The following is an 18,999-nucleotide window of genomic DNA, read 5'->3' on the forward strand; positions in this document are numbered from 1 at the left end:
AAAATCAGACGGTTTGATTTGGATTTATAAATTGAGCCTTTTGCTTTTAAAATAATACTTTCTTTAACTTTTTGATGTAAAAACAACTTTTTTCTATTCTTTTGATAAATAAATAGTGGAAAGATTAACTTTATGTTCTTAAGAATATGTATATTTGCAACGCAAAATCAAATACTGATACATTATGTGTGGAATAGTAGGCTATATAGGTCAAAGGAAAGCCTACCCCATTCTTATCAAGGGTCTGAAGCGGTTGGAGTACCGTGGATATGATAGTGCGGGGGTAGCATTAATCAGTGATAACCGACAGTTGAACGTGTACAAAGCGAAAGGTAAGGTTTCGGAACTTGAAACTTTCGTTGCTCAAAAAGATATTTCCGGTAGCATTGGTATTGCACATACACGTTGGGCCACTCATGGAGAACCTTGTTCCGTCAATGCCCATCCCCATTATTCCTCTTCCGAACGCCTCGCCCTCATCCATAACGGCATTATTGAAAACTACGCCGTCCTTAAAGAAAAACTTCAAGCCAAAGGTTATGTATTTAAAAGCAGCACTGATACCGAGGTGCTGGTACAGCTCATTGAATACATTCAGGTGACAAACCATATTGACCTGCTGACGGCGGTGCAACTTGCCTTGCAGGAAGTGATTGGGGCGTATGCCATTGCGGTGCTCGACAAGGACAATCCGGATGGGATAATCGCTGCACGCAAGAGCAGTCCGCTGGTGGTGGGCATCGGTGAAGGAGAGTTTTTCCTGGCTTCGGATGCCACGCCGATTGTGGAATACACGGATAAGGTGGTGTATCTGGAAGACGAAGAGATTGCCCTCATCCGTCGGGGAGAGAAGCTGAAGGTTGTTAACCTGAAGAATGTGGAATGTCCGCACGAGGTAAAGACGGTAGCGCTCAATCTCGGCCAGCTGGAGAAGGGCGGTTATCCGCACTTCATGCTGAAGGAAATCTTCGAACAGCCCGGCTGCATTCACGACTGCATGCGCGGGCGTATCAATGTGGAGGGTACGAACGTGGTTCTTTCTGCAGTGATTGATTATAAGGAACGTCTGCTGGCGGCCAAACGCTTCGTCATCGTGGCATGCGGTACGTCATGGCATGCCGCCCTCATCGGCAAGCATTTGATTGAAAGCTTCTGCCGTATTCCGGTGGAGGTGGAGTATGCCAGTGAGTTCCGTTACCGCGACCCGGTGATTGACAGCAACGATGTGGTGATTGCCATCTCGCAAAGCGGTGAAACGGCCGATACGCTGGCTGCCGTGGAGCTTGCCAGAAACCGTGGGGCATTTATATACGGCATCTGCAATGCCGTCGGTTCCAGCATTCCCCGTGCCACGCACACGGGTTCCTATATCCACGTGGGACCGGAAATAGGGGTGGCATCCACCAAAGCCTTCACCGGGCAGGTAACGGTGCTTACCATGCTGGCCCTGACACTTGCCAAAGAGAAAAAGACGATGGACGAAGGGCAATACCTGGCAATTGTCAAGGAATTGGGACATATCCCCGACAAGATGAAGGAGGTCTTGAAACTGAACGACCGTATAGCGGAACTTTCCAAGATATTCACCTATGCACACAACTTTATCTATCTGGGACGCGGATACAGTTATCCCGTAGCCTTGGAAGGCGCCTTGAAGTTGAAGGAGATTTCGTATATCCATGCCGAAGGCTATCCTGCCGCCGAAATGAAGCACGGCCCCATTGCCCTGGTGGATGCCGAGATGCCGGTGGTGGTTATTGCCACCCGGAATGGGCTTTACGAAAAGGTGCTGAGCAATATCCAGGAAATAAAGGCGCGTAAAGGCAGGGTTATCGCCATTGTGACAAAGGGAGATACGGTCATCAGTAAAATAGCCGACACTTGCATCGAGCTTCCCGAAACAATGGAGTGCCTTGATCCGTTAATAACTACGGTACCTCTGCAATTACTTGCCTATCACATTGCCGTGTGCAAGGGAATGGATGTGGACCGGCCGAGGAATCTTGCGAAATCGGTGACTGTAGAATGAGGACATGTACAATTTACCATTTACAATGTACAATGTACAATGGGGCTGCGCTTGGGAGGGGTAAATGTAAATGGTAATTGTATGCTATAATAAGGAAAAGAAAATTGTACACTTAAAATTGTACATTGTAAATGGTAAATTGTAAATAAATAGATGGAACAACTGAAGCATGAATGCGGCGTCGCCATGATACGCCTGCTGAAACCGCTGGAGTACTATGAAGAGAAGTACGGAACATGGATGTACGGACTCAACAAGCTCTATCTCCTGATGGAGAAACAACACAACCGTGGGCAGGAAGGTGCCGGACTGGCCTGCGTGAAACTGGAAGCCAGTCCCGGCGAGGAATATATGTTCCGTGAGCGTGCTCTCGGCTCGGGCGCCATTACCGAAATTTTCGGTACGGTGCAGGGTCACTTCAAGGACTTGACCAAGGAACAGCTGCATGATGCGGACTATGCCAAGCGTGTGCTGCCCTTTGCAGGGGAGGTCTATATGGGACACCTGCGTTACTCCACTACCGGAAAGTCCGGCATCTCGTACGTGCACCCGTTCCTCCGGAGAAACAACTGGCGTGCCAAGAATCTTGCCCTCTGCGGCAACTTCAACATGACGAATGTGGATGAAATCTTCGCACGCATTACCGCCATCGGCCAGCATCCGCGCAAATATGCCGATACCTACATCATGCTGGAGCAGTTGGGACATCGCCTCGACCGCGAAGTGGAGCGCCTCTTCAACCTTGCCGAAGCGGAAGGGCTGGCAGGCATGGACATCACCCGTTATATAGAAAACCACATCGACCTTGCCAACGTACTGCGCACTTCGAGCAAGGAGTGGGACGGGGGATACGTGATGTGCGGACTTACCGGAAGCGGAGAGACTTTTGCCGTACGCGACCCATGGGGCATCCGTACAGCCTTCTGGTATCAGGACGACGAGATAGCGGTGCTTGCCAGCGAACGTCCCGTGATACAGACAGCCCTTAATGTTCCTGTCGAATCCATCAAGGAGCTGCAACCCGGACAAGCCATGTTTATCAACAAGGCCGGCAAGGTGCGCACCGTGCAAATCAACAAGCCGCGCGAGGTGAAACCTTGTTCCTTCGAGCGCATCTACTTCAGCCGGGGCAGTGATGTGGACATTTACCGGGAACGTAAACTGCTGGGTGAGAAACTTGTACCCAACATATTGAAAGCCATCGACAACGATGTGGACCATACCGTCTTCTCCTTCATCCCCAATACGGCGGAAGTCGCCTTCTACGGTATGTTGCAGGGATTGGACGACTACCTCAACGAGGAGAAGGTGCAGCAGATTGCCGCCTTGGGGCATAGTCCCAGCCACGACGAACTGGAGCATATCTTGTCGCGGCGCATACGGAGCGAGAAAGTGGCCATCAAGGACATCAAGCTGCGTACCTTCATTGCCGAAGGAAACAGCCGGAACGACCTTGCCGCCCATGTGTACGACATCACTTACGGAAGCCTTGTCCCGGGAGTGGATAATCTGGTCATCATCGACGACTCGATAGTGCGTGGAACCACCCTGAAGCAGAGCATCATCGGCATCCTTGACCGTCTGGAGCCAAAGAAGATAGTCATTGTAAGCTCTTCACCGCAGGTACGCTATCCCGACTACTACGGCATCGATATGGCTAAGATGAGCGAATTCATCGCCTTCAAGGCTGCTGTGGAACTGCTGAAGGAGCGCGAGATGCGCGATGTAATTGCCGCCGCCTACCGCAAGTCCAAGGAGCAGGTAGGCCTGCCCAAAGAACAGATGGTGAATTACGTGAAGGAGATTTATGCTCCTTTCACTGATGAGGAAATCTCTGCCAAGATGGTGGAGCTTCTTACTCCGAAAGGGACGAAAGCCAAAGTGCAGATTGTCTACCAGCCTCTCGAGGGGCTGCATGAGGCCTGCCCCAAGCATCCGGGTGACTGGTACTTCAGCGGCGATTATCCTACGCCGGGCGGTGTGAAGCTGCTGAACAAGGCATTTATTGATTATATAGAACAAGTTTATCAATTTTAATTGAATCAATGAGAAATGTAACTCTAATCCTCGACGACGGGAGCCGCTTCCACGGCAAGTCGTTCGGCTTTGAAAAACCGGTAGCGGGAGAGGTGGTCTTCAACACAGCCATGACGGGTTATCCCGAAAGCCTGACCGACCCTTCGTATGCCGGACAGCTGATGACGCTCACCTATCCGTTGGTGGGCAATTACGGTGTGCCGCCTTTTACTCTCGAACCGAATGGGCTTGCCACTTTTATGGAGAGCGAGCATATCCATGCCGAAGCCATTATTGTAAGCGATTATAGCGAAAATTATAGCCATTGGAATGCCGTGGAAAGCCTCGGTGACTGGCTGAAGCGCGAACAGATTCCGGGAATCACGGGTATCGATACCCGCGAACTGACAAAGGTGCTTCGCGAGCATGGGGTGATGATGGGACGTATCGCCTTTGATGATGAATCGGATGAAATGCCTGAGGCCTCTTATGCCGATGTGAATTATGTGGATAAAGTTAGCTGCAAGGAGGTTATCCGTTACAACGAAGGAACCGGTAAGAAGAAAGTGCTCCTTGTGGATTGCGGCGTCAAGCATAACATCATCCGCTGCCTGCTGAAACGTGACGTGGAAGTGATTCGCGTTCCCTGGGACTATGATTATACTGGGATGGAGTTCGACGGATTGTTCATCTCCAACGGCCCTGGCGACCCCGATACCTGCGATGCTGCCGTGCAGCATATCCGCAAGGCAATGCAGAACGAGAAACTGCCCATCTTCGGCATCTGTATGGGAAACCAGTTGCTTTCCAAAGCTGGGGGCGCCAAGATATACAAATTGAAATACGGCCACCGCAGCCATAACCAACCGGTGCGTATGGTGGGTACGGAACGTTGCTTCATCACCTCACAGAATCATGGGTATGCCGTAGACAACAATACGCTGACAGAAGACTGGGAACCGCTTTTCATCAATATGAACGATGGTTCTAATGAAGGAATCCGCCACAAATGCAATCCCTGGTTCTCCGCACAGTTTCATCCCGAAGCTGCCAGCGGGCCGACGGATACGGAGTTTCTTTTTGATGACTTTGTGAAGTTGCTTTAGTAAGAGAATTTTATCAAGAATGGTTGTGTTTGTAATCTCTTGATAATCAGTATGTAAAAGACGGTATAATGAGTCCCGTACTGAATGTCATTCAGTCCCAGAGTGAATACCTTTCAGTCCTATACTGAATGCCATTCAATTAGTGACTGATTGTGTAAGGTAAGAGAAAGATAAGATTTTATTACTACTATTACATTTTTAATAAACAGATATGCAAATGAAAGAAAACAATATAAAGAAAGTCCTGCTGCTCGGTTCCGGTGCACTGAAAATCGGTGAGGCAGGAGAATTTGACTACTCCGGTTCGCAGGCGCTCAAGGCATTGAAGGAGGAAGGCATCTACACGGTTCTCATCAATCCGAACATTGCCACGGTGCAGACCTCGGAAGGAGTTGCCGACCAGATTTACTTCCTGCCCGTCACTCCTTACTTCGTGGAGAAGGTGATAGAGAAGGAGCGCCCGGACGGCATCATGCTTGCTTTTGGCGGACAGACGGCACTGAACTGCGGTGTCTCCCTCTATAAAGACAAGATTTTCGAGAAGTACGGCGTGACGGTTCTCGGCACTCCCGTGCAGGCCATCATTGACACGGAGGACCGTGAAATCTTTGTGCAGAAACTGAATGAGATTGATGTGAAGACCATCAAGAGCGAAGCCGTGGAGAATGCGGCGGATGCCCGTCGCGCAGCCCGGGAACTGGGATACCCGGTCATTGTCCGTGCCGCATATGCGCTTGGCGGACTGGGTTCGGGCTTCTGCGACAATGAAGAAGAGCTGAATGTGCTGGTGGAGAAAGCCTTCTCCTTCTCCCCGCAGGTGCTGGTGGAGAAATCGCTGAAGGGATGGAAGGAAGTGGAATACGAGGTGGTGCGCGACCGCTTCGACAACTGCATCACGGTCTGCAACATGGAGAACTTCGACCCCCTGGGCATCCATACGGGTGAGTCCATCGTTATTGCCCCGTCACAGACGTTGAGCAATACGGACTATCATAAATTGCGTGAACTCGCTATCCGCATTATCCGTCACATCGGCATTGTGGGAGAGTGTAACGTGCAGTATGCCTACGACCCGATGAGCGAGGACTACCGGGTAATCGAGGTAAATGCACGCTTGAGCCGTTCGTCTGCACTTGCCTCTAAAGCAACGGGTTATCCGTTGGCATTTGTAGCGGCAAAACTCGGCTTGGGCTATGGCTTGTTCGACTTGAACAACTCTGTGACAAAGACCACAAGCGCTTTCTTCGAACCCGCCCTGGACTATGTGGTTTGCAAGATACCGCGTTGGGATTTGGGCAAGTTCCACGGGGTGGACAAAGAGCTGGGTTCGAGCATGAAGTCGGTAGGCGAGGTGATGGCTATCGGCCGTACTTTCGAGGAAGCCATCCAGAAGGGGCTTCGCATGATAGGCCAGGGCATGCACGGCTTCGTAGAGAACAAGGAACTGGTGATTGCCGATTTGGACAAGGCTCTGCGCGAACCGACGGACAAGCGTATCTTTGTCATCTCCAAAGCCTTCCGTGCCGGGTATACGGTGGACCAGGTACACGAATTGACCAAGATAGACCGTTGGTTCCTGGAGAAGTTGATGAACATCATGGATACCAGCAGGGAACTGCACTCTTTTATGGCTGATGGAGAGTTGCCAATGATTCCCGTGGACTTATTGCGTAAAGCCAAAGTACAAGGCTTCTCTGATTTCCAGATAGCCCGTGCCCTCGGCTTGGAACAAGCAATGGACGGCGAAGAAGCCATCCTTGCCGTCCGCAATTTCCGCAAGAGTGCAGGCATTCTGCCCGTAGTGAAGCAGATAGATACCCTTGCCGCCGAATATCCCGCACAGACCAACTATCTCTACCTGACGTATAGCGGCACGGCAAATGATGTCCGTTACCTCGGCGACCGCAAGTCCATTGTCGTATTGGGCTCCGGCGCCTACCGCATCGGTTCTTCCGTAGAGTTCGACTGGTGCGGCGTGCAGGCCCTGAACACCATCCGCCAGGAAGGCTACCGCAGTGTCATGATAAACTACAACCCCGAAACCGTGTCTACGGACTATGACATGTGCGACCGTCTTTACTTCGACGAGCTCACCTTCGAGCGCGTGATGGATATTCTCGAACTGGAGAATCCCCACGGGGTGATTGTCTCTACCGGTGGTCAGATACCGAATAACCTTGCCCTGCGCCTCGATGCGCAGAAGGTACCTATTCTCGGCACAAGCGCCAGGAGCATCGACAATGCCGAGGACCGTGACAAGTTCTCCGCCATGCTCGACCGCATTGGTGTAGACCAACCCGAATGGCGGGCGCTGACCTCCCTGGAGGACATCAACGCCTTTGTGGATAAGGTGGGCTTCCCGGTATTGGTCCGTCCTTCCTACGTATTGTCCGGCGCTGCGATGAACGTCTGTTCCAACCGGGAGGAGCTGGAACGCTTCCTGAAGCTGGCGGCGAATGTCAGCAAGAAACATCCCGTAGTGGTGAGCCAGTTCATTGAGCATGCCAAGGAGGTGGAGATGGATGCTGTGGCGCAAGATGGAGAGATTATCGCGTACGCCATCAGTGAGCATATCGAGTTTGCCGGAGTGCATTCCGGTGACGCCACTATCCAGTTCCCGCCACAAAAGTTGTATGTGGAGACGGTGCGCCGCATCAAGCGCATCAGCCGCGAGATTGCCCGTGAGCTGAACATCTCCGGTCCGTTCAATATCCAGTATCTGGCACGCGAGAACGACATCAAGGTGATTGAGTGCAACCTCCGCGCCAGCCGTTCGTTTCCGTTTGTCAGCAAGGTGCTGAAGATAAACCTTATTGAACTTGCCACGAAGGTGATGCTCGGCATTCCGGTACAGAAGCCGGACAAGAATCTGTTCGATTTGGATTATGTAGGCATCAAGGCGAGCCAGTTCTCCTTCAACCGTCTGCAGAAGGCCGACCCGGTACTGGGGGTGGATATGGCAAGTACGGGCGAGGTGGGTTGCATCGGCAGCGATACTTCCTGCGCCATTCTCAAGGCGATGCTCTCCGTGGGATATCGTATTCCAGAGAAAAATATCCTGCTTTCTACCGGTACTCCGAAGCAGAAAGTGGACATGCTTTCTGCCGCGCGTATGCTTCAGAAGAAGGGGTATAAGATATTTGCCACGGGTGGTTCCAGCAATTTCCTTACGGAGAACGGTGTGGAGAATACGCGCGTCTACTGGCCCAGCGAACCCGAACGCCAGCCGCAGGCACTCGACATGCTGCACCGCAAGGAGATAGACATGGTTGTCAATATTCCGAAGAACCTCACCGCAGGCGAGTTGGATAACGGCTACAAGATACGCCGCGCCGCCATCGACCTCAATATTCCTTTGATAACGAATGCCCGTCTGGCAAGTGCGTTCATCAATGCATTCTGCACGATGACGCCAGATGATTTGGCCATCAAGTCGTGGGCAGAGTACAAATGATAATTTAATTTGCTATCTTTGCTGAAAACTAAGTTCGATGGAAACAATTTTGACCCAATACTATCAATCTCCTTATGGCGAGTTGCTCCTCGGCTCTTTCGGCGATAAACTCTGCCTATGCGACTGGATGCTGAACGAGAAACGTAGAGTAACCGTTGATAAGCGCATACGGCAGGCGCTGCATGCCGATTATGAGGAAGGCACTTCGGAAGTGATTGCAAGGGCAATCATTCAGTTGGATGAGTATTTTGCCCGTAAGCGGACCATATTCGATGTTCCACTGCTTGCAGTCGGAACAGAATTCCAGCGGACGGTGTGGCAGGAGTTGCAGAACATCCCTTACGGAAAAACAGTGTCCTACGGCGAGCTTTCACGAAAGCTGGGCAATCCGAAAGCCGTACGTGCGGTGGCGGCTGCCAATGGGGCAAATGCCCTCTCCATACTCATCCCCTGCCATCGTGTGGTGGGCAGCAACCATACGCTGATAGGCTATGCCGGTGGACTGGCAGCCAAACAAGGGATGCTGGCATTGGAAGCGGACTCTTGCGACGGACCGTCAGGCTCCCGTATAGGACAGCTGTTTTGAGGTCAGGTTTGTTTCTGGTATTCCGCCGGTGTCATCCCCGTCATACGTTTGAAGAACTTCGAGAAGAACGACGGATTGGGAAAGTTCAGTTCGTCTGATATTTGAAACACCAGTAGATTACTGTGTTTCAGCAATACTTTGGCTTCGAGGATAACTGCTTGATTAATCCATTGCATCACGGTTTGTCCGCTTGTTTCACGTATCACCGAGCTCAGATAGTGCGGTGTCAGGCATAGCTTGTCGGCATAGAAGTTGACGTTGCGTTCGTGCTTGCTGTGTTGGTTCACCAAAGCGATGAAGCGGCGGAATAGCTCTTCCTGGCGTGAAAGGCGTGCCGGAGTTGACTTGCATGTGTGCTCGTGGATATACTTAAGGTTATAGAGAAGTGAGACAATCAAGTGCTGTACAGCTCCGCGGCGGTAGGGCAAACAATGTAGTATATTCCACAATAAAGAGAAGAAGCTGCTGATGTGTGCCCATTCCTCGTTGTTGCATGAAAGGCGGATTCCGTTTCGTGTATAAGCTTCCGAAAGAATGGAATTCTGTAGTACGGGCAGAAAATTGGCAGTGGGCATGATGACTTGGAATTCGTAGTCGGGACTGACTTCCGATATTTCTATCAGCGAATTGTCAGGGATGATAATAATATCGTGGGCTGTAGCTTCATATTCGATAAGATTGATGGAGATTCGGCCCTTACCTTGCATGATGCGTACAATCCTTCCTTCTTTGGCACGATAAGGTTGCTGGGTGCGGAATAGCCTGAATCCCATTGCTTGAAAACTGATGACCATTCCCAAATCGTCGTTTATAAATCTGTATTCGGAATGTTCTATAAAATCCGGATTGTTGCGGATGTCCTCGAATGCGACGCTTATCGGTTTGTTCTTTTCCATATCTTTCCCTTTATGAATAATGTATATTTCCACCGCAAAGATAATAAAGTGTTCCTATTATTTGTCTTTTTCTACGAAATGTCGTACTATTAGAACATCTTTGCGCACAAATGGATTGTAAGGTTATAGGGTTATGCCTTTATCTTTGCATGTGTATAGAACAAAACCATGTAGAATAAACAAGAAACAGAATGGATATGAAACGAACCGTTTTCTTTTTTACCCTTTCTCTTGCCGCCATGCTGGCACATGCCCAGCTCACGTTGGAAGAGTGCCAGCGCCGGGCGCAAGACAATTATCCGTTGGTCAGGCAATACGGACTGATAGAAAAGGCACGCGGGTACGACCTCTCCAATGCCGGAAAAGGTTACTTGCCCCAGTTTTCCCTATCCGGCAAGGCCACGTACCAGAGTGACATCACCCGGCTACCGGTCGAAATCCCTAATCTCGACATCAAGACTGCTTCGAAAGACCAGTACCAGGTGATGCTCGAAGTGCAGCAGACCCTCTGGGATGGTGGGGATATACGTTCCAGAAAACGATTGACGCGTGCCGCCTCGGAAGTGGAACTGGAAAAACAGCATGTAGACATGTATGCCTTGACTGACCGGGTGAACCAGCTCTTTTTCGGCATCCTGCTGTTGGACGAACAGCTGAAACAGAACAGCCTCTTGCAAGAAGATTTAGGAAGAACCCACAAGCAGGTAGCCGACTATATAGCCAATGGCATCGCCACCCTGAGCGACCTGGATGCAGTCAGCGTAGAGCAACTGAACACCAGGCAGCACCGTGTGGAATTGGAGACCACCCGCCGTGCATACCTCAGCATGCTTGCTGCCTTTACGGGCAAGGACCTCTCTTCCGAAACGGTTTTATTGAAACCGGCTGCCGAAGAAAACATAGACCGGCAGATGAACAACCGTCCCGAACTTCGTTGGTACGATGCGCAGGGAGAGCAACTCCACCAGCAGGAGGCAGCCTTGAACACCCGGTTGATGCCGCGTTTCGGCCTTTTTGTACAAGGGGCATACGGCAATCCGGGATTGAATATGCTGAAAGATGAATTCAACGCCTATTACATGGCGGGGGTGCGCATGTCCTGGAATTTCGGCAGTCTGTATACGTTGAAGAACGACCGCCGCAGGATAGACAATACCCGCCAACAGATAGAGACCGGCCGGGATGTGTTCCTTTTCAACATTCGCCTGCAGGCTACGCAGCAGGATGCGGGCATTGTATCCATGCGCCGCCAGATGGCGGATGATGACGAGATTATCCGTCTGCGTGGGAATATCCGCCGTGCAGCCGAGGCCAAGGTGCAGAACGGGACAATGACCGTGACCGATATGCTGCGGGAGATTACCAACGAAAGTATGGCACGACAGACCAAGGCATTGCATGAGGTGCAGTTGCTGATGAACATCTGGCAGCTGAAATATACGCTGAACAATTAATGACTATAATCCGTAATTTATAACTTGAAATAGTATGAAATCATTGAAATTATTTCCTTTTTTATTTCTCCTTGCCGCCTGTACCGGCGGTACTCCGAAATATGATGCGACGGGAACGTTCGAGGCTACCGAAGTCATCGTTTCTGCCGAGGCGTCTGGAAAATTGCTGAGTTTCGACATCGAGGAAGGCACGACACTGAAAGACGGGCAGGAGGTAGGCATTATAGATACCGTCCAACTCTATCTGAAGAAACTCCAGTTGGAGGCCAGTGTCAAGTCCGTGGAAGGCCAGCGGCCTGATATCCTGAAGCAAGTAGCCGCCACTCAGGAACAGATTGTGCAGGCACGGCGCGAGCGCGACCGTGTGTCCAACCTGCTCCGTGTGGGTGCCGCCAACCAGAAGCAACTGGATGATGCCGAGTCCCTTCTCGAAGTCCTCCGCAAGCAGCTCGACGCACAGAACTCCACCCTGCGCAACAGTGACCGGAGCCTGACGTGGCAAAGTTCCTCTGTCGGCATCCAGGTGGCGCAGATAGAAGACCAGTTGCGCAAATGCCACATCACCTCTCCGCTGACGGGAACCGTCCTTGCCCAATATGCCGAAGCCGGAGAACTGGCTGCTCCCGGCACCCCTCTTTTCAAAGTGGCGGATATGGAGCAGATTTACCTCCGTGCCTACATCACCTCCGAGCAGCTTGCCGAAATCAAGCTGGGGCAGCAAGTGAAGGTTTATGCGGATTATGGAAAGGAAGTGCGGAAAGAATACCCCGGCATCGTCACCTGGATTTCCGATACGTCCGAGTTCACTCCAAAAACTATCCTGACGAAAGACGAGCGCGCCAATCTGGTCTATGCTGTAAAGATTGCCGTGAAGAATGACGGGATGCTGAAAATAGGAATGTATGGAGGCTGTAACTTTAACTAATATCTCCAAACGTTACGGCAGCGTGGAAGCCCTGCGGGGTGTCTCTCTGTCAGTGGCTCCCGGTGAGCTTTTCGGCATCATCGGGCCGGACGGTGCGGGCAAGACATCGCTTTTCCGCATCCTCACCACTTTGCTGCTTGCCGACGGAGGCTCGGCTTCGGTCTGCGGTCTGGATGTGGTGAAGGACTACAAAGCCATCCGCAGGCGGGTGGGGTATATGCCCGGACGCTTCTCCCTCTATCCGGACTTGACGGTGGAGGAGAATCTCAATTTCTTCGCCACCGTCTTCCACACCACCATCGAGGAGAATTATGATTTGGTGCGCGACATTTACCGGCAGATAGAACCTTTCCGCAAGCGCCGCGCCGGAGCGTTGTCCGGCGGCATGAAGCAGAAACTCGCCCTTAGCTGTGCCCTTATCCATAAACCGGATGTCCTCTTTCTGGACGAACCCACTACGGGCGTCGACCCCGTGTCCCGCAAGGAATTCTGGGGAATGCTTCGCCGACTGAAGGAGCAGGGTATCACCATCATTGCTTCCACCCCCATCATCGACGAAGCGCGCCAATGCGACCGCATCGCCTTCATCAACGAAGGAGAGATAAAAGGCATCGATACCCCCGACCGTATCCTGACACGCTTTGCGGGCATCCTCTGCCCTCCGGGCTTACAGCACGAACGGGTGGAAAACCACGAAAACAAGGTGATTGAGGTGGAAGGGTTGACCAAGCGGTTCGGTAATTTCACCGCTGTAGACCACATCTCCTTCCAAGTCCATCGGGGCGAGATTTTCGGTTTCCTGGGAGCCAACGGGGCAGGCAAGACCACCGCCATGCGCATGCTTACGGGACTTAGCCGCCCCACCGGCGGCAAGGCATGTGTGGCAGGTTTCGATGTGGCTTCCCAACCCGAAGAAGTGAAGAAGAACATCGGCTACATGAGCCAGAAATTTTCCCTTTACGAAGACCTCAAGGTGTGGGAGAATATCCGCCTCTTTGCCGGTATCTACGGCATCCCCGAAGCGGAGATTGCCCCCAAGACGGATGAGCTGCTCCTCCGCCTCGGGCTGGAAAAGGAACGGGATACACTGGTGAAAAGCCTTCCGCTGGGCTGGAAGCAGAAGCTGGCCTTCTCCGTCTCCATCTTCCACCGTCCCAAGATTGTCTTTCTGGATGAGCCTACGGGTGGGGTGGACCCTGCCACGCGCCGCCAGTTCTGGGAGCTGATTTACCAGGCTGCCGACGAGGGCATCACCGTCTTTGTCACCACCCACTTTATGGACGAGGCGGAGTATTGCGACCGCATCTCCATCATGGTAGACGGCGTCATCCGTGCACTCGACACTCCCGGGGAGCTGAAACGGCAGTTCAATGCCACTACGATGGACGATGTATTCCAACAACTGGCTCGTCAAGCTGTGCGAACCGCCGACTGAAAATCCGTGAAATCCGCATTATCCGAGCCTAAATATAAATATAGACAATGAAACAATTCATATCTTTCATCCGAAAAGAGTTCTTCCATATCTTCCGCGACCGGCGCACGATGCTGATTCTGCTGGGCATGCCCATCGTGCAGATAATCCTTTTCGGTTTTGCCATCACCACCGAGGTGAAGAACGTGCGTGTGGCGGTGCTCGACCCGTCGAATGACGTAGTTACCCGCCGTATCATCGACCGCATGGATGCAAGCGAATACTTCACCGTCATCCGCCGCCTGCATTCTCCCGCCGATATGGAGGCTTCTTTCGGAAGAGGGGAGATTGACATGGCGCTTGTTTTCAGCGAGCGTTTCTCGGACAAGCTTTATACCGGCGAGGCGCGCGTGCAGCTTGTCTCCGACGCCACAGACCCCAATATGGCGACTATGCAGGCAGGCTATGCCGCAAACATCATCTCCTCTGCCGGGCAGGAGATGCTTCCGCCGGGAGTGCATGCCGCTGCCATTGTACCCCAGCTCAAGCTGCTGTACAATCCGCAGATGAAGAGTGCCTACAACTTCGTGCCGGGTGTCATGGGGCTTATTCTGATGCTGATTTGCGCCATGATGACCTCCATCTCCATTGTGCGCGAGAAGGAGAAGGGGACGATGGAGGTCCTGCTGGTTTCTCCCGTCAAACCGCTTTTCATCATTCTGGCAAAGGCGGTGCCCTATTTTGTGCTGTCGTTTGTCAACTTGACCACCATTCTTCTGCTTTCGGTCTATGTGCTCAATGTTCCCGTGGCGGGCAGCTTGTTCTGGCTGGTGGTGGTGTCGCTGCTATTCATCTTTGTCTCCCTGGCGCTGGGGCTGCTGATTTCCACGGTCACCCGGACGCAGGTTGCCGCCATGCTGGTGTCCGGACTGATGCTGATGATGCCCACCATGTTGCTTTCGGGCATGATATTCCCCATTGAGAGTATGCCCGTTATCTTGCAGGCCATTTCAGCTGTGCTTCCTGCACGCTGGTATATCCAGGCGGTGCGTAAGCTGATGATTGAGGGAGTGGATGTTTCGCTTGTGCTGATGGAGGTCGGCATACTTGCCACGATGGCGGTATTGCTGATAACGGTGAGTTTCAAGAAATTCAAGCATCGGCTTGAGTAAAGAGCGGATATGAATTTTATATTAATTATTCAGGCAGAAGAACATAAGGACAAAAGGATACGGGAAATCTGTTCTTTTGTTCTTATGTCTAAAATCTTTAAAATATCGTCTTATGATAAAGTTTCTCATTGAAAAGGAATTCAAGCAGTTGTTCCGCAACTCCTTCCTGCCCAAGCTGATTTTCATTTTCCCGTGCATGATTATGATACTGATGCCCTGGGCCGCCAATCTGGAGATAAAGAACATCAATCTGAATATAGTGGACAATGACCACAGCGTCTTGTCTCGCCGTCTGGTAGATAAAATCGGTGCATCCACTTATTTCCGCCTGACAGCGCTTCCCGATACATATGATGAGGCTTTGCTGGCCATTGAAGCAGGTTCGGCAGATGTCGTGCTGGAGATTCCCCGTGATTTCGAAAAGGATTGGGTGAAGGGAGAGGCGCCCCGCCTGCTGGTGGCGGCCAATGCCGTGAACGGCACGAAGGGCAGTCTGGGAGGATCCTACTTGTCTTCCATCATCAGTGACTATACCTGTGAACTGGGTTCGGAGTCGTCTTCGCAAGGGCTTGCCGGGAAGCCGCTTTCCCGGGTGGACATCACTACGCAGAACCTTTACAACCCCACGCTGAACTACAAGCTTTTCATGATTCCTGCCCTCATGGTGATGCTGCTGACGCTGATTTGCGGTTTTCTCCCTGCCCTCAATGTGGTGGGCGAGAAGGAGGTGGGCACCATCGAGCAGATAAATGTCACCCCCGTCGGCAAGTTCACTTTCATTGCCGCCAAGCTGATACCTTACTGGCTGATAGGTTTTGTGGTGCTGACCATCTGTTTCGTTCTGGCATGGGTACTTTACGGCATTCTGCCGGCGGGACATTTCCTCACTATCTACGGCATGGCGCTGTTTTTTCTACCGGTGGTGTCGGGGTTCGGGCTGGTCATATCCAATCATTCGACCACGTTGCAGCAGGCCATGTTTGTCATGTGGTTCTTCATGCTTATCCTTATTCTGATGAGTGGTCTTTTCACCCCTATCCACAGTATGCCTGAGTGGGCGCAATGGATTACGTGCATCAATCCGCTACGCTATTTTGTGGAGGCGATGCGTACCATCTATCTCCGTGGCGGCGGATTTGTCGAACTGCTTCCGCAACTGGGAGCCGTGTTGGTCTTTGCATTGGTCTTCAATCTGTGGGCGGTAAAAAGTTATAAGAAAAGTAGTTAACTGATTTTTCTTTATTATTATCCTATTTGGCTCTCTTTTTTGAAGAAGGGCTACACCATTTGCCTTGGATAGCTACACCCTTTTGTGTTTAAGGCTACACCATGAGAAGGAAAAGGTGTAGCCCTTTTATTATGGATAATAAAAGCTGTTTTTTGTGCGGAAAAAAAGGTGCAAGTAGTGATATGTATCTAATGATAAAGACAACTGTTATACTTGTCAATTAATTGATAGAGTTTATATGATATCTATCAGTTCCCTTATTGGAAAAAACTCTTATCTTTGCACGCGAATAAATAAATATCTTATACCAAAATGAATACACGAACTACTTATCTTGCCTCGAAACCGCATTATGAGATTCTTGACGGACTTCGTGGCGTGGCGGCTGTCATGGTTATTATCTTCCATCTTTTTGAAGCACATGCAGGTGGCAGCCATCTTACTCAAATTATCAATCATGGTTATCTGGCAGTGGATTTCTTCTTCATGCTTTCCGGTTTTGTTATCGGCTATGCTTATGATGACCGTTGGAACCGGATGACCGTGGGCACTTTCTTCAAACGCCGTATCATCCGCCTGCATCCTATGGTGATTATGGGAAGCATTGTGGGCGCTGCCTTTTTCTATTTTCAGGAGTCGTCTTGTTTTCCACCTATCGAGAATACGTCCATCGGAACAATGCTGCTGGTGATGTTGCTGGGCTGTACCTTGCTTCCTCTTCCGCTGAAGTTCGACATTCGCGGCTGGACGGAAATGCATCCGTTGAATGGCCCGGCATGGTCGCTCTATTATGAATATATCGGTAATATCCTGTATGCGTTGTTTGTACGCAAGTTCAATAAGGTGGCCCTGTCGGTGCTGGTATTTGTGGCAGGGTGTTTTACGGTGTACCGTTGTCTGACTGCTCCTGCCGGCGATATTGTGGGTGGTTGGGCCTTGAACTGGGAACAGCAGTATGTGGGTATGGTCCGGCTGATGTATCCGTTCTTCGGCGGATTGCTTCTGTCACGCCTCGGCTGGCTGATACGGCTTGAAAAGCGTGCTTTCTGGTGGTGCAGCCTGCTGATTGTGGTGGTTCTTTCCATTCCCCGTATCGGAGGTGAGGATGGTTACTGGATGAACGGGCTTTACGAGGCTTTCTGTATTATCTGCATCTTCCCGGTCATTGTTTCGATGGGAGCGGGCGGCAAGGTGACCGGTAAGCGCTCTACTGCCGTATGCAAGTTCCTGGGAGATATTTCCTATCCGATTTATATCACCCATTATCCGCTGGTATATACTTATACGGCTTGGGTATGCAACAATAACGCTACAATGGCGGAAGGTATCCCTTATATGATACTTACTTTCGTGGGAGCCGTTGTCCTTGCTTATGCTTGTTTGAAACTGTACGACGAACCGGTGCGCAAGTGGCTGACAGACCGTTTTCTGAAAGGGAAGAAGAAATAGTTCCGTATGGCTATGGATATAAAAAATCTCCCGTTGCATTATCTTGTGCAGCGGGAGATTTTCTTTTTAATGGCCGGGCGTTATTTTACGTCGATGAATTTCTTGGCCTTTTCTTTTTCTGCTTCTGTAAACTTAGGCAATGTAATGTTCAACACGCCGTTTTCTACATGGGCGCCAATCTTTTCCTTATCGACATCGTCCGGAAGAATCATGGTTTGCTGGAACTTGGTGTATGAGAATTCGCGGCGCAAGTAGCGGCCTTCCTTCTTTTCGTCCTTGTTGTTCTCTTCCTTGCTTTCTGTTTTCTTTTCCATGCTGATGACCAGATTGTTTTCTTCATCGATGTGAACGTTGAAGTCTTCTTTTGTCATACCGGGAGCAGCCAATTCAACTTTGTACTCTTTTGCTGTTTCGAATACGTTGATGGCAGGGGCGGTGGCATTTGCTTTTACCATCCAATCATTGTCAAAGAAATCATTAAAAATACTCGGTAACCAATTTTGGTTTCTTCTTACAGGCATCATAGTTATAGTCTCCTATTGTTTAAGTTAAACATGCTGTTTAGTTTTGAACTCCGGTTCTTTGTCTTCGGGTGTCTGCCTTTTGGGTTTTCACCATCCGTTTCTTGAACCGTCGTTCGCTAACAATATTGCAAACCTTATGCCAACCAGTTTTCACTGACTTTATTGACTATTTGTCATTGAAAAACTGACTTATTTGCTTGTTTAATGCCATTTTGCTATCTTATTTATTAAAAATTGATAGATTTTCAGACTAATTTAAAACGCATTCTCCAACGCTTGGCTTCTTCGTCCCAATCGTGACTGATGATTTTGAAGGTTCCGATTTCTGATGTATTCTCCACATGTACTCCGATGCAGAGGCATTCGTCGTAATCGCCTACTTTCACGACACGTACCGTTTCCGAAGCACCATCGGGCAGGCGTTCCAAGTCGAAACGTCCTTGCGCTTCCTCTTGCGTAATGAATTCTGTTGTGACGGGCAGCTGTCGGGCGATTACCTCGTTTACGGCCTCTTCCAGCTTCTTTATTTCTTCTTCTGTGGGGCAGGCGGCAAGGAGATAGTCCAGCTTGCTCTTCTTCCGTTCTATGTGTGCTGATATGGAGCGGCCGCAACCGAATAACCTTATCATGGTCTGGTTGATGATGTGCTCCGTGGTGTGCATAGGAGGGTACTCCTGCTTGTTGTGGTCATTGAGATGAGGTTGTTGTTCCATGTATAATTTCAATAGTTGATATATATTTGATAT

14 protein-coding genes are annotated in these 18,999 nt (G+C 50.6%); 11 read left to right on the top strand and 3 right to left on the bottom strand.

Going from position 1 to position 18,999, the window contains the following annotated elements; genetic code table 11:
- The first annotated feature begins 184 nt into the window (after window positions 1–184).
- From glmS to DWY55_RS15240, 5 genes are all read left to right on the top strand, one after another.
- On the top strand, window positions 185–2,029 hold the full coding sequence (gene glmS / locus DWY55_RS15220; protein ID WP_120178133.1) for a glutamine--fructose-6-phosphate transaminase (isomerizing): 1,845 nt from the start codon (window positions 185–187) through the stop codon (window positions 2,027–2,029).
- A gap of 153 nt (window positions 2,030–2,182) precedes the next feature.
- Window positions 2,183–4,066, top strand: a complete 1,884-nt coding sequence (locus DWY55_RS15225) for an amidophosphoribosyltransferase (RefSeq protein WP_005837255.1) — start codon at window positions 2,183–2,185, stop codon at window positions 4,064–4,066.
- Window positions 4,067–4,074: 8 nt separating this feature from the next.
- A complete protein-coding gene (gene carA, locus DWY55_RS15230) occupies window positions 4,075–5,151 on the top strand; it encodes a glutamine-hydrolyzing carbamoyl-phosphate synthase small subunit (protein WP_057253062.1) in 1,077 nt (358 codons plus the stop codon).
- 217 nt (window positions 5,152–5,368) lie between these two features.
- Entirely contained in the window at window positions 5,369–8,605 is a 3,237-nt protein-coding gene (carB, locus tag DWY55_RS15235; protein ID WP_034529837.1) for a carbamoyl-phosphate synthase (glutamine-hydrolyzing) large subunit, read from the top strand.
- A 37-nt stretch (window positions 8,606–8,642) separates the two neighbouring features.
- Complete coding sequence (locus DWY55_RS15240; RefSeq protein ID WP_057253060.1) at window positions 8,643–9,191, top strand: methylated-DNA--[protein]-cysteine S-methyltransferase; 549 nt, start codon at window positions 8,643–8,645, stop codon at window positions 9,189–9,191.
- A 2-nt stretch (window positions 9,192–9,193) separates the two neighbouring features.
- Here the strand turns inward: DWY55_RS15240 and DWY55_RS15245 are convergent, their stop codons facing one another.
- Entirely contained in the window at window positions 9,194–10,087 is an 894-nt protein-coding gene (locus DWY55_RS15245) for a helix-turn-helix domain-containing protein (protein ID WP_044468007.1), read from the bottom strand.
- A 191-nt stretch (window positions 10,088–10,278) separates the two neighbouring features.
- Between DWY55_RS15245 and DWY55_RS15250 the strand changes: the two genes are divergently transcribed.
- The 6 genes from DWY55_RS15250 (at window position 10,279) to DWY55_RS15275 (ending at window position 17,729) form a co-directional block, all read left to right on the top strand.
- Entirely contained in the window at window positions 10,279–11,541 is a 1,263-nt protein-coding gene (locus DWY55_RS15250; protein WP_035448616.1) for a TolC family protein, read from the top strand.
- A 34-nt stretch (window positions 11,542–11,575) separates the two neighbouring features.
- Window positions 11,576–12,466, top strand: coding sequence for an HlyD family secretion protein (locus tag DWY55_RS15255; protein WP_009038348.1), 891 nt, complete (start codon window positions 11,576–11,578; stop codon window positions 12,464–12,466).
- Entirely contained in the window at window positions 12,444–13,901 is a 1,458-nt protein-coding gene (locus DWY55_RS15260; RefSeq protein ID WP_016273870.1) for an ATP-binding cassette domain-containing protein, read from the top strand. The genes DWY55_RS15255 and DWY55_RS15260 overlap by 23 nt, the downstream gene beginning before the upstream one ends.
- A gap of 47 nt (window positions 13,902–13,948) precedes the next feature.
- Complete coding sequence (locus tag DWY55_RS15265) at window positions 13,949–15,052, top strand: ABC transporter permease (RefSeq protein ID WP_005827637.1); 1,104 nt, start codon at window positions 13,949–13,951, stop codon at window positions 15,050–15,052.
- A 112-nt stretch (window positions 15,053–15,164) separates the two neighbouring features.
- The gene (locus DWY55_RS15270) at window positions 15,165–16,280 is read left to right on the top strand and encodes an ABC transporter permease (protein ID WP_120178134.1); all 1,116 of its coding nucleotides are present in this window, start codon (window positions 15,165–15,167) and stop codon (window positions 16,278–16,280) included.
- A 312-nt stretch (window positions 16,281–16,592) separates the two neighbouring features.
- Entirely contained in the window at window positions 16,593–17,729 is a 1,137-nt protein-coding gene (locus tag DWY55_RS15275) for an acyltransferase family protein (protein WP_057097884.1), read from the top strand.
- A gap of 80 nt (window positions 17,730–17,809) precedes the next feature.
- Here the strand turns inward: DWY55_RS15275 and DWY55_RS15280 are convergent, their stop codons facing one another.
- The gene (locus tag DWY55_RS15280) at window positions 17,810–18,253 is read right to left on the bottom strand and encodes an Hsp20/alpha crystallin family protein (RefSeq protein ID WP_005827646.1); all 444 of its coding nucleotides are present in this window, start codon (window positions 18,251–18,253) and stop codon (window positions 17,810–17,812) included.
- Window positions 18,254–18,498: 245 nt separating this feature from the next.
- A complete protein-coding gene (locus DWY55_RS15285) occupies window positions 18,499–18,966 on the bottom strand; it encodes a hypothetical protein (RefSeq protein WP_005827650.1) in 468 nt (155 codons plus the stop codon).
- Between the last annotated feature and the right edge of the window lie 33 nt (window positions 18,967–18,999).

The organism is Bacteroides sp. AF25-38AC (assembly GCF_003602995.1).
GTDB lineage: Bacteria > Bacteroidota > Bacteroidia > Bacteroidales > Bacteroidaceae > Bacteroides > Bacteroides uniformis.